The following is a 12,987-nucleotide window of genomic DNA, read 5'->3' on the forward strand; positions in this document are numbered from 1 at the left end:
CCTTCAATAGAAAAAAGCCCCCGCACAGGGCGAGGGCAGAAGGTTCACTTCAGCTTAAAAGTGAGAGAACGCTGGCACGATTGTGGTTCTGCATCTTCGTGGCGAAGAGTGCCAACTGGTTCTGCACATCAGCGCTCTTCAGTTTTGTCACCTCAGCCGCGATATCCGTGTCTCCCATGGTGGAAGCAGAATCATACAGGCTGGTTTCCTGAGTGGTGTAGTTGGCAGACTGGTAATCCAGCCCCTGCTCCTCCGAGCCCAGGGTAGCAGCCTGGTCAAGGGCAGTGTTAAGAGCCGCATCCACTTTATCCAGAGCCGAAGCAATGGATTTTGAATCCGTCAGGTTGATAGTGGACTTGCCTTCACTGTCCGTCAGGCCCAACCCCTTGGAACTAAGGTCACCAAGCTGGACATTCTTGTAGCCGTCTGCACCGGCCACAGTGACGGTCTGCTCACCATTCAGAAGCTGCTTGCCATTGTAGGTAGCAGAGCTGACCGTATCATCAATGGAAGCGATGGTCTGATCCACGGATTTCTGCAGGGTAGCCAGGTCCGAATCCCCATTGGTGCCGTTTGCTGCCTGAAGCAGTTTCTCCCGAAGGCCTGAGAGAGCATTGACCACATTATCCGTGGCCCCGCTTGCCGTCTTCAGCATGGAACTGGCCGTCTGGGTGTTGGCATTGGATTGGCTGATGGCTCCTGCATTGGAATACATACGCTGCAGTATTCCATACTCAGCTGGCCCATTTGCCGCACTGGGGAATTTTGACCCCGTAGCGATCTTAGCCATGCTGGACTGCATGGCCTTATGGGTGCTGTTCAGGGTGCTGAGGCTGTTAACGCCTCCGATAGTCATAAGCATCATCCTTTCTTCGCTTATAAGTCATATCCTGGCACAGGCTAATGCGTCGCCACGTCCCTGCGGGACGAATCGCCCAACCCATGCACCCTAGGAAAATGCCATGGCAGAAAAGCCCCGCCCTCTGCCTGCTAGCAAAGACACTTTCCTACTATAATTATACCGCAGCCTCTCCCCTGTCAGCAAGAACTTTCTCAGTGGACAACTTGCATTTTTGTGATACTTATGGTAGAATGAGCAAGTCAGTTGAATTGCGGGCATAGTTCATCGGTAGAATGAAAGCTTCCCAAGCTTTAGAGGTGGGTTCGATTCCCATTGCCCGCTCCATATGAGGTTGCAGGAGTTGCTTTTGCAGCTCCTTTTTTGCATTCAAAAATAAGCAAACTCAAAAAGGCCGCCGACAGGAACACTCCCATCGGCAGCCCTATATGAAACAAACTTGCCAGGATTTTCTTTAATCTGTTCAAAAGATTGCTCTTTGAGATGTGCTATGTACCGTGATTACCATAATAGCGTACTCTGTCCCGCGTTCTTTAGCCAAGGCTCCATCCTGCCTCATTCTTAAAAGTACCGGCAAGTCTGTCCATACCTGTGTTACTCGACCCGGCAGTCAACCTCTGTCTCCATGTCGATTCTCTCAATCAGCAGGGACATCTTCTCACATGCCAGCGTAAGCTGCTGGCTTTTCTCCACCGCCAGGTCATGAGCAATCGTAGTCACCATCACTGTGCCATCCGACACGCTGCGAAAGCCGGAGGAAGCTTTCTCACGTTTGGGCTTTGCCGCCATAGAGCGGTAATACTTCGCCTCCTGGCGGAGCTGTATCACTCTGGCCACCAATTCGCCTATGGAATGAATCTCCGGGTACTCAGGTATGTCCAACTGCCGTGTATTCACCTTGCGGATGCAGTCCTCCACGGCAATCAGCTTGTCTATGGCAGCATCAATTTTCTCACACAACTCTTCCGGCGTATCATTGATGTAGTCATGGAAGTCCTCTGTGGGCAGCATCTCCACCACAGAAACCTCCTCCCTCTGGCTGCGCAGCTCCGCCAGCTCCTTCTTCAAACGAGCTTGAAGTATGCGAGCTTCTTTCAAGTTCATGAGTTCCCCTCCTTACCAGGCTGCCTGCTCCTCAATCAAAGCGATTCAACATACCGTGAACGGTCTGTTGTAGGAATGTCAAGCATATCCATTGCTTCTTCTGGCGTTATATGCATCTTTTTCATAATCTTCTTTAAATGGTTTATGGTAGCCAAATTTGTGCCTTCCGTGCGTCCCTCTGAGCGTCCTTCCTCACGGCATTCATATCCATACCTCTCATTGACCTCTTCCTGACTGAACAGCGTCATCATGATATCCTCGACCTCCCCTTCACGTTCCTCAAGATATTTGGCTAACACTTTTTCATCCTTACAAAGACGTATAGTCTCTTCTATAGCCAGTTTCGTTTTTCCATGTGCCTTAACCTGCTCATTAAACAGGTGGCAGAAGCGGATGTACTGCTGGACTATATCCCCGGTACCTGGGGTAGCAAGTACCTTTACCTTTAAATCCAGAGTAGAGTCTTCTTCAAAGAATTCTTCAGCCAAATGCAAGAACTCCGGCAGTTTCTTCTTATCTCCTGTATAGATCATAAAGCAAACAGGTTTAGGAATGATTATCTTTTTTGTTCCATATATGTTCATTTCCTTGTGATTCTGTATATAGCGATTATATGTCTCTGCCAGATATAGAAACATCCTAACCAACACATTCACTGACCAGGTAGACTGGGCCTCTGTACAGAAAATCATCTTGTCCTTCACCAGCAGTCCCAAATCATTGTAGGGACGTACCATCAGCACAGAGTGCAATGTTACGAACTCTATATCATCTTCATTCACTTCCATCCCCGGACTGAGAGCCTTCACCAACTCCACAGCATTAGCAGGAATATGGAAGAGGTCTATGAATACAGAATCCTTGCCGTTGCGCCTAGCCTTGGCTTTATCTTCCATCCAGTTTGCATCGTCGCCCATAAAGATCGCCGCTTTCATCTAGATTATAACGCAATTATTCAAATTTTACCACAGATAAAATATGCCTAACAGAGTTACAATAAGCAAAACTCTATACTCATTGTAACTCTGTTGTCCAAAATTTCCCTTTAATCTTTTCCACACAGTACTATTTCAGGCGTAAGGGGGCAGCCGCCCATGCACAAGTCCCGCTTTCCGGTATGGCAGCCACTTCCGCCTTTGCAGGAATTACGCAAATGGGCACGAAATTTTTCGAAGATAGGGCTTTTCCATGCCTCTGCAATTGTGCTATCCTTTAACTCCACCTCCCATTGGCTCATATCATTTGCAAAACTGCAGGGAATAAGTTTCATATCCGGCGAAACGTACGCTCCCCATCTTGCCCCCTCGCAGGTATCAATGCTTTCACTGGGAAAGTTGAATTCATCCCGGAGCAAAGCGGGAGCAGTACAGGAATCAAACCCAATCCTCCAAGGCAGTTTTTCCATGTTTTCGGAAATATAGCCTAGAAGTTCCCACAGCTTTTCTTTCTCGTTCCAGCGAACGACATCTTCCCTGCGGCCTTGGCCCACAGGCTTGTGCAGAAGGAAAATGACGGCATTCACTTCCGCAGGAAACGTCTGCTCCTGCAATCTCTGCAACGCCTCAGCCACTGTATTTTTTGACAGCACATAGTGAATATTGGTCTTGACGCCGCACTTAGTCAGGCACTCTATGGCCTTCAAGGTATAATCGCTCCTATACCAGCTGACAGCCACTGCTCCGCAATATTCCGCGCATATCTCAGCCTTTTCCCTGGTCATGCCCAGCCCTGATGTAGTGAAGTTGGGAATAATTCTATGTTTTCTGGAAATTTTTAGTATCTCTTTGAAATTTTCATGCTCATCAGGATCCCCGCAGCCTCCCAAAGCAAACTGGCATGTCCTGCCTTCACATTCCTCTGCCAGCCTGGCAAAATCCAGCAAGGTCATATTCGGCTTGTCCTTGGTAAAGCCATTCTGGTAGCAGCCAATCCCGGCCTTATTGCACAGCCCCGAGCGTCCATGCTTGCAATGCCCCATAATGCCCACATCCAGCAGTTCAGGGAAATCGGCCATGAACGGATCTTCTGCCAAAAGTTTTCCCGTAACAGCATCTCTTTTTATTCTCAGCCCTTGCCCCGTATCAGGGTCAAACATTGACACATAGTCCCGGGCCACTCTTCTGTACAAGCTCAATAGTCCAGATCCTCCTTGATGAAACTGATGTTCTCTTCACCTTTTACGGCATCCCATATTTTTTCGTACATATCTCCTATGCTATATTCGGCCTCTTCAAAAGAAACGCTCCCTTCATAAATATCCTTGCCAGCCTTCAGCTCAGCCCTGATTTCCTGTTCCTGCTCATTAGTCAAATATGTATCATCCAAAAAGCTTTGTACTTCTTCTTCCGTGGCATCATGACGTAAAACTACCTCACCAAAATATTCTGATTCAATTGCCTTGATCAGACGCTTGATCTGCTTCTCACTCAGTTTGCCCTTTCTCGCCAGGATAAAATTTGCCGAACTGGAATTCGTCACGTAGTCACTTGTGAATTTCATCTTGACCATCCTTTCTAGTCACAGCCGTAAATACAGCTATTACGAACGTTTGTTTTATTATATAACAGAACAAATGTTCTTGTCAATGATTATTTTCACTCGTAACTACGGCTCCTATAACTAAATTCAAAGGCCGCCGGTGGGAAAACCTCACCAGCGGCCCTATGTGAAACAAACGTGCCCAAATCCTTTATTCTGTTAAAATTCTCATTGAGATGTACTTCTTATCCCGACAAAGCCTACACCTTGAACTTCTGCACTTCGTTCTGCAGATTCTGGGCCATGGTGGCCAGCTGATGGCTGGAGTCAGTAACCTCGTGCATGGTAGCGCTCTGCTGCTGGGTGGCGGCAGAGATATTCTGGGACTCCTCTTCGAACTTGCGGCTCTGAGCCTGGAGGTGGGACATGGAAGTCAGGATGTTCTTGCTGGTGTCCTCCACCACCCGGATATGCTCCAGGGATTCCTTGATATGGTCTCCCAGGAGATTCACCTGCCGCTCGATATCCCGGAAAGCCTCGCCGGTGGAAGCCACGGCGTTGGCTCCTTCGGACACATTGCGGTTGCCTTCTTCTATGGCATTGACCGCCTCCTGGGTGTCCTTCTGAATGTCCACGATGAGATTGGCTATATTGCCTGCAGCCTCGCTGGACTGCTCCGCCAGCTTCCTCACCTCGTCTGCCACTACGGAGAATCCCCGTCCTGCCTCGCCGGCCCGGGCAGCCTCAATGGCGGCATTCAAAGCCAGCAGGTTGGTCTGGGCAGAGATGTTGGAAATGGTGTCCACGATTTCCCCAATCTGGTCGGAACGCTTGCCCAGGGAAGCCACCACCTGGGCGGAACTTGCCACCTGGCTGGCTATCTGCTGGATCTGGGCCACGGCCTGATCCACGGACTGGCCGCCCACTCTGGCCAGTTCACGGCTCTGCAGGGAAGCATCACGCATGGTCTGGGCGCTGCCTGCCAGGGCAGTAACCTTCTCGGACATGCCTCTGGCCTCGTATTCCACCTGGCTGATGACCTCTGCCTGGGTGGCAGCCCCCCGGCTCAGGGTGACTGTACTCTCAGCCACGCTGTTCACCGCTTCTGCCGTCTGCATGGCGCTGGCAGTGAGCTCCTCGGCTGCAGCAGACACAGTCTGGGCAGAGTCTGACACATTTCCGACAAGATTCCTCAGCTTTTTCTGCATGTTGTTGCCGCAGAAAGCCAGCTTGCCTATTTCGTCCTCTGATTCCACAGGCACAGGCTGCCCCGTAAGGTCGCCTTCGGCAATGCGCTCCATGCCTGAGGTGAGGGCCATCATAGGCCGCAGCGCTTTGCCCACCACCACATAGGAAAGCACCCCTGCCAGGATCATGATGAGCAGCATGGCGACGATGACAGAGGTCATAAAGCTGCTGCGTATGCCGTCAAACTCACTGTTGGAAAGCCCTACGAAGAGCATGCCAATAATCTGACCGTTCGCGTCCTTGATGGGTTCATAAGCACTCTGGAATTCCTCTCCCAGCACATTAGCCGGACCCACGAAGAACTCGCCCTTCTTCAGCACTGACTCAGCTACAGGTGCCGAGCACTTGGTGCCCACGGCCCTGCCGCCGCCCTCACCCTTGACGGTGGTGGCAATGCGGGTATCCCCCAGGAAGAAAGTCACATGACCTTTGCAAACCTTCCCCAGAGAATCTACCAGCTCCTCGGCCCCATTGACCTTGTAATCTCCTTTGTAAAGTTCATTGCCCTTCACCTGCCACACCCCGGGATGGCGGTGCTCCATGACCTCCTGGAAGGAGACTGCATTGGAATAGGCCTTCATCTGCAGCGCTTCGTCAAAGCCCTCGTTGGCACTGCGGTATCCCAGCACCCCCATGCATACACAGGCCACGACAATGAAGATATCCAGCAAAATTATCGCCTTGGTTTGCAGTTTCATAAAAACTCCTCTTTCCTAAAATTTAAAAAATTCTGTACGGAATAGACATTCCGCACCCGACTTTCCCTCCTTGGAAGATTTTTGCGAGATTGAAAATTAAGGGATACTCCCTAGCGCAAAAAATTCGACCCTTGCAAGAAAATTCCTGCAAGGGCCGAATGATTTATTAAATGTATATTAAAGTCTTCTTAGAAACTGAAGCCTGCTAAAGATGCCTGCTGTTTCTGGGCCAGGACTGCCAGAGCGTCGCTGGCAGCTGCGATTTCCTGGGCAGAGGCGCTCTGCTGCTCAGTGGCGGCGGAGACAGCCTGCATTTCCCCGGAAACCTGGGTAGAAGCGGAGCTGATGTGGGTGATATCCTCGGTAATGGTTTCAGTCTCACGGGTCATCTTGGTGATGGAGCCGGACACAGCCTGAATCTCATCAGATACTTCCTGCACCAGGCAGTTTATGTCCTCGAAGGTGGCGCGCAGGCCCTCTACGGAGTCCACACCAGCCTTCACAGCCTCACGGCCTGCATCCATGGAAGCCACAGCAGCGGAAGTATCCTCCTGGATAGCTGCGATAAGCTCGGCAATCTTCTTGGCGCTTTCCTGGGACTCGCTGGCCAGCTTGGCCACCTCGCCTGCCACCACATTGAAACCGCGGCCCTGCTCGCCGGCACGGGCAGCCTCGATAGAAGCATTGAGAGCCAGCAGATTGGTCTGCTCGGCAATGGAGGAAATAGTATCCACGATCTCGCCGATTTCCTTGGAACGGCTGCCCAGACGGTCAACCAGTCTGGCAGTGCCAAGGACGGTTTCCTCTACTTCCTTCATCTGAGCCACGGAGCCGTCAATGGCAGCGGAGCCAACAGTAGCATGGTTGGAGGCAGCACCGCTGCGCTCTGCCACGCGGGCGGACTCCTGACGGATGCCCTCCATGGAAGCCTGCAGGCTTTCCACAGCATTGTTGGTGTTCACCACAGAGCGCTCCTGACGCTCCACGGAGCCAACCACATCGGTAGCAGACTGGGCGACCTGGGTGGAAACCTGGGCGGCCTGGCCGGAAGAAGCGGTGAGTTCCTCGGAAGCGGCAGCCAGCTGCTGGGAGCTGTCATGGACTTCACGCATGAGCTTGTTCATCTTCGTGCGCATCTCGTGAAGCGCCGCATCCATCTCACCCAGCTCATCGCCACGGCCCAGCAGGGGCTTGTGGCGGAAATCGCCCTCGCCCATGTTGCGGCAGTTATCAATCATCTGGCGGATGCTGGTGATGATCTCGCGGATGATGAAGAAGGACATAAGTCCCAGGAGTGTAAGGCAAACCAGGGTAACCACGGTCATGAACCACAGGTTGGAAGACATGGAGGAGGAAACTTCCTCATTCAGCTTGTCTGCATTGTCATTGGCAATCTTCTGCAGGGCAGTGAGGTTCTTCAACAAATCCTGGGTTACCCCGGCCTCTACCCCCTGGTAGTAGTTCCAGGCAGCCTGGGTTTCGCCCTTGTCTGCCAGGCGCTCTGCCTCAAGAACACCTTCTTTGAATTTCTTCCAGTTGGCCTCGGCCTGAGCTATATCATTAGCTGTCTCAGGCACCCGGGCGCCCAGGTCTCTGTAGGCAGGCCATTCCTTCTCGAAGCTGTCCATAGCATCGTGGATGGAGGCCTTTACCTTTGCATCTTTGGGATCAAGCACGTGCTTTACAATGCGTACCTGCACCATGCGCATATAGTTGATTTCATTTCCTAAAAGCTTGGTGGCCTGAAGCTTGCGGCTGTACATATTGTCAATGTCATCACTGGCATTGGACAGGCCGCGATAGCCGTTGAAACCGATAAAAGCCATGCCCAGCAGGGCTACTATCACCAGGGAGAGAATCTTGGAACCGATAGGGATGTTCTTGAGGTTCATAATGCTTCCTTTCTAGTCAAACTGACGAATAAAATTACTGATTTGGGACCTCAGTCCCGCTTACAGGCCCATAATAACAAACTGGTTTCACAATTGCAAGAGGAAATTTGAAAATTTTTCTCAGATGGTAAACCTAAGTTGACTGTTAGAAAGCTAATCAATCAGGGTAAAAAATACGAGGAAGCCTTGCAACATAAGGCTTCCTCGTGTGTTAATCTGTAATGTGAAATTTTAATATTTTACTGCGAAAATCAGAAAATATTTTTTGTCACCACGATGGTCTGGTCGCGGTTGGGACCCACGGAGACGATGCCGATGTCGATGCCCGTGACCTCAGCCATGCGCTCCACATACTTCCTGGCCTTCTCCGGCAGATCTTCGTATTTGCGAATGCCGCTGATGTCCGTCTTCCAGCCCTCAAAGGTCTCGTACACAGGCTCGCACTCGGCCACTACCTTCAAGCTGGCAGGCACCAGCTTCAGGATCTCGCCCTTGTACTTGTAGCCCGTGCACATCTTGATTTCGTCAAAGCCGTCCAGAATGTCCAGACGGGTGATGGCCATGTAGTCGATGCCGGAGATAACCCCTGCATAACGCACTACCACAGCATCCAGCCAGCCCGTGCGGCGGGGACGGCCAGTGACCACGCCGTACTCATGGCCTGCCTCACGGAGCTTCTCGCCGATCTCGTTCAGCTGCTCAGTGGGGAAGGGACCTTCGCCCACACGGGTGCAATAAGCCTTCACCACGCCATAGACCTTGCCAATCTTCTTGGGAGAAACCCCTGCGCCTACAGCCACGCCGCCAGAAATGGGGTGGGAAGCAGTGCAGTAAGGATAAGTGCCGTAGTCGATGTCCAGCATGGTAGCCTGGGCGCCCTCGAAGAGCACCTTGCGGCCAGAGTCGATTTCATCGTTCAGCAGGGTGATGGCATCGCACACATAGGGACGGAGCCTGTCAGCATAGCCCATGTACTCCTTGTAGATCTCATCGTAGTCAAGGGGCTCATGGTTATAGATAGCCTGCAGTTCCTTGTTCTTCTTTTCCAGATTCACCTTCAGCTTCTCAGCGAAGACCTCGGGATCCATCCAGTCGCAGACACGGATGCCAATGCGGTCATCACGGTCGATGTAGCAGGGACCGATGCCGTTCTTGGTAGTGCCAATCTTGCCCTCACCCTTCTGCTCATCACCCAGGCCGTCCATGAGACGGTGGTAGGGCATGACCACGTGTGCCCGGTCCGACAAGCGGATGCCAGACACATCAATGCCACGGGCTTCCATAGCATCCATTTCCTGCAGCATAACCTCAGGATTCACCACCACGCCATTAGCAATGATGTTATGTGTCCCCTTATAAAGGATACCGGAAGGAAGCAGGCGCAGCTTATAAGCCTCGCCATCAACCATGACGGTGTGCCCGGCATTACTGCCCCCCTGGAAACGCACCACAGTCTCAGCCTGCTGGGCCAGGTAGTCAACAATCTTCCCCTTGCCCTCATCGCCCCACTGGGTACCAGTAATAACAACAGTAGACATAAAAATCGCTCCTCTTGTAAAGCGAGAATACTAACTAAAATACTTTGCAACACCCAAAGACCACTCAAACTTCAGCCCATGGATGGGCGTTCCGCGGCCGTCCGATTTTACGGACGAAATCGCGGCCGCTGTTTCTTTTGGTTCGTTTTCTTTGCGCCAAAGAAAATGAACAGCCGAAACCTAACTTAGAGCCCAAACCTCTCAAAGATGGTATCAACATGGCGGAGGAAATAATTATAATCGAAGCATCCGTCAATTTCCTCTTTAGTAAGATATTTGGTAATATCCTCATCTTTCTCGACGTTAGCCTTGAAGTCTTCCCCTTCCAGCCAACGCTTCATGGCATTCCTCTGCACCCACTTGTAGGCATCCTCGCGCAATACGCCCTTGCCTACGATAGTCAGCAGCAGGCGCTGGCTGTAAATCAGGCCGCCGGTGCGGTTGAGATTCTCCAACATGGCTTCAGGATAAACCAAAAGCTTATCTATAATATTGGTGAACTTCTGCACGCAGTAATCCACGTTGATGGTGCTGTCCGGCAGGATCACGCGCTCCACGGAAGAGTGGGAAATATCACGCTCATGCCAGAGAGTGATGTTCTCCATGGCTGCCTGGGCATTGCCACGCACCAGACGGGCCATGCCGGAAATGCGCTCGCAGTTGATGGGGTTGCGCTTGTGGGGCATGGCAGAGGAACCCTTCTGGCCCTTGGAGAAGAACTCCTCAGCCTCGCGGATATCCGTGCGCTGCCAGTTGCGAACCTCAGTAGCGAACTTCTCGAAGGAGCTGGCAATAAGGGCAAGAGTGGTGATGAACTCTGCATGACGGTCACGCTGGATAACCTGGGTAGCCAGCGGCGTGGGTTCAAGGCCCAGAGCCTTGCAGGCCATCTCCTCTATTTTCGGGTCGATGTTGGAGTAGGTGCCCACAGCACCGGAAAGCTTGCCCACGGAAATAGTCTTCTTGGCGTGCTCCAGACGGTCGATGCAGCGATCCACCTCTGCGCTCCACAGGAGGAACTTCAGGCCCAGGGTCATGGGCTCGGCATGGATGCCGTGGGTCCTGCCGATGCAGGGAGTGTGCTTGAACTCAGAGGCACGGCGGCGTACTACCTCGCGGAACTTCTTCAGATCCTCCAGGATGATGTCTGCAGCATCCTTCAGCTGCAGGCAGGTAGCAGTATCCTCCACGTCAGAGGAAGTGAGTCCCATGTGGATGTACTTGGAATCCTCGCCCACATTCTCTGCCACAGTGGTCAGAAAAGCGATGAGATCATGGTGAGTAACAGCCTCGATCTCAAGGATGCGCTCTACGGTGAAGACAGGGCCGGCATTTACTTTCTCACGAATGCGCTGCACAGCGTCTTTCGGGATATATCCCAGCTCTGCAGCTGCATCACAGGCAGCCAGCTCTACCTCCAGTACCCGCTGCCACTTGGCCGTATCCGTCCAAATAGCGCCCATCTCAGGATTCGTGTAACGTGCGATCATTAGTTTTCCTCCCTAATGCCCTTGCGGCGTCACTGCACCGCAGAAGTGAAAACAACACAACGAAAAAACTCAAATTGACCGTGCCAACACTTTCAGCCAACGGCCTCATTTTGAGTCTGGAAGATACCTTATTTACATATCCCTTGACAATGATAGCATTTTTACGCTGCACCTGTCAATCTGTTTACCAGGCAATGAGCCATTCTGTCTTTTATTTTTAATGAAAAAATTATCCTGCTTTCATAAAATTTTAATTGCACAGTGCTACCATACTATATATAATTGTGCTGTACTATGTATAATTGTCCTGCATGACTATTTCTAGGACTTTTAGTGATTCTGATTACATTATAATAAGAAAGAAGAGGTTATCTATTGGCAGCTTCAAACTCCAGTATCCCCCCCAGAAAAAACAAGCATAAAAAAAGTATTTGGCCCTGGGTGCTGGCAGCGCTCGTCTTCCTCGGCGCAGCCCTGGCCGGAGCCTATTTTGCTTCCTCCAGCCTGGAGGACAAGCCTACCGTGGCTAAGGAAAAAAAGGAAGAACTCCTCACCGCCAAGGACAAGTCCACCATCATGATCATGGGCGTGGACGAGCGGGCTGACGATGTAGGCCGCTCCGACACTCTGATGATTGCCACCATCGACCCGAAACTTGACCAGGCAGCCCTCCTTTCCATTCCCCGCGATACCCGGGTGAAGATCAAGGGACACGGCTACGACAAAATCAACGCCGCCTACGCCTATGGCGGGGAGCGCCTGACCCAGGATACCGTAGAGGAATTCCTGGGGGTGAACATGGACCACTACATCATCGTCAATGTCAAAGCTTTCCAGCGCATCATCGATGCTCTGGGCGGCGTGGACATCGATGTGGAAAAACGCATGTACTACGAAGACCCCTGGGACGATGACGGCGGCCTGCTCATCGATCTGCGGCCGGGCCTGCAGCACATGGACGGCAAAACCGCCGTCACCTATGTGCGCTACCGTGACGAAGAGGGAGACATCGGCCGCATCAAGCGCCAGCAGGCGTTCATGAAGGCCTGCATGGAGAAGGTCACTTCCCCCGCCATCATCCCGAAACTCCCCTCTGTCATTGCCGAGGTCTTCGAGTCCGTCAAGACCGACCTTTCTGTGCGCCAGCTTTTGGAATTCGCCGGCTCCCTGAACAAAGCCAAGGGCAACGGCCTCAAGACCGAGATGGTGCCGGGGCGCCCCCTCTACATCGAGGGCATTTCCTACTGGATTCCCAAGGTTTCCGAGCTGCGCACAGCTCTTGTAGATACTTTAGGCATCACCATGAATGCCAGCATGAAGTCCCGCATCGAGCGGGCCGAGGCGGAGTATGAAAGTTCCATCCCCTCCACCGCTACGGAAGTGCCGGAAAGCGACACCAGCATAGGCAGGGCCAGCAGCATCAAACATAGCAGCAGCAGTTCCGATAGAGAGGAACGCTCCACCAGCAGCAGCCGCAGAGAAACCGTCAAGGCTGACAGGGATGACGAAGAAGAAGAAATCCCCGAGCGCAACCGGGCACTGCGCGAACGCGAAAGCCGCGCCGAAGAAGCTCCCCGCCAGAGTGTGCAGGAGGAAGCTCCCACCCGCGATACAAACACCAGCGACGCTCCCGCCCCCGGCAGGAGCAGCGCAGGCAAAACCAGATAATGAAAGCAGGAC

At 52.2% G+C, this 12,987-nt stretch carries 10 protein-coding genes and 1 tRNA gene; 2 read left to right on the forward strand and 9 right to left on the reverse strand.

Features of this window, described 5'->3' with window-relative positions; all coding sequences use genetic code 11:
* Positions 1-49: 49 nt before the first annotated feature.
* The gene (locus P159_RS0117240) at positions 50-856 is read right to left on the reverse strand and encodes a flagellin (RefSeq protein ID WP_051650443.1); all 807 of its coding nucleotides are present in this window, start codon (positions 854-856) and stop codon (positions 50-52) included.
* Between the two features lie 256 nt (positions 857-1,112).
* Between P159_RS0117240 and P159_RS0117245 the strand changes: the two genes are divergently transcribed.
* Positions 1,113-1,186, forward strand: a tRNA-Gly gene (locus tag P159_RS0117245).
* 267 nt (positions 1,187-1,453) lie between these two features.
* Here P159_RS0117245 and P159_RS0117250 read toward each other — a convergent pair.
* From P159_RS0117250 to purB, 8 genes are all read right to left on the reverse strand, one after another.
* On the reverse strand, positions 1,454-1,963 hold the full coding sequence (locus tag P159_RS0117250) for a hypothetical protein (RefSeq protein ID WP_029546098.1): 510 nt from the start codon (positions 1,961-1,963) through the stop codon (positions 1,454-1,456).
* A gap of 35 nt (positions 1,964-1,998) precedes the next feature.
* A complete protein-coding gene (locus tag P159_RS0117255; protein WP_185753781.1) occupies positions 1,999-2,859 on the reverse strand; it encodes a hypothetical protein in 861 nt (286 codons plus the stop codon).
* Between the two features lie 149 nt (positions 2,860-3,008).
* Entirely contained in the window at positions 3,009-4,097 is a 1,089-nt protein-coding gene (locus tag P159_RS0117260) for a radical SAM protein (RefSeq protein ID WP_080706044.1), read from the reverse strand.
* Complete coding sequence (locus P159_RS0117265) at positions 4,094-4,462, reverse strand: hypothetical protein (RefSeq protein ID WP_029546101.1); 369 nt, start codon at positions 4,460-4,462, stop codon at positions 4,094-4,096. Before P159_RS0117265 ends, P159_RS0117260 begins: the two co-directional genes overlap by 4 nt.
* Before the next feature lie 239 nt (positions 4,463-4,701).
* Entirely contained in the window at positions 4,702-6,387 is a 1,686-nt protein-coding gene (locus tag P159_RS0117270; RefSeq protein ID WP_029546102.1) for a methyl-accepting chemotaxis protein, read from the reverse strand.
* Between the two features lie 188 nt (positions 6,388-6,575).
* Positions 6,576-8,279 (reverse strand): methyl-accepting chemotaxis protein, encoded by a 1,704-nt coding sequence (locus tag P159_RS0117275; protein ID WP_051650445.1) that lies wholly within the window; start codon positions 8,277-8,279, stop codon positions 6,576-6,578.
* Between the two features lie 251 nt (positions 8,280-8,530).
* Positions 8,531-9,817 carry an adenylosuccinate synthase gene (locus tag P159_RS0117280; protein WP_029546104.1) on the reverse strand — a complete coding sequence of 429 codons (1,287 nt, stop codon included), beginning with the start codon at positions 9,815-9,817 and terminating at the stop codon, positions 8,531-8,533.
* Between the two features lie 185 nt (positions 9,818-10,002).
* Positions 10,003-11,307, reverse strand: a complete 1,305-nt coding sequence (gene purB, locus P159_RS0117285; RefSeq protein ID WP_029546105.1) for an adenylosuccinate lyase — start codon at positions 11,305-11,307, stop codon at positions 10,003-10,005.
* 375 nt (positions 11,308-11,682) lie between these two features.
* On the opposite strand from purB, the gene P159_RS0117290 reads away from it, so the two are divergent.
* A complete protein-coding gene (locus P159_RS0117290) occupies positions 11,683-12,975 on the forward strand; it encodes an LCP family protein (protein ID WP_029546106.1) in 1,293 nt (430 codons plus the stop codon).
* Positions 12,976-12,987: the final 12 nt, after the last annotated feature.

The organism is Selenomonas sp. AB3002, from assembly GCF_000702545.1.
GTDB lineage: Bacteria > Bacillota > Negativicutes > Selenomonadales > Selenomonadaceae > Selenomonas_B > Selenomonas_B ruminantium_A.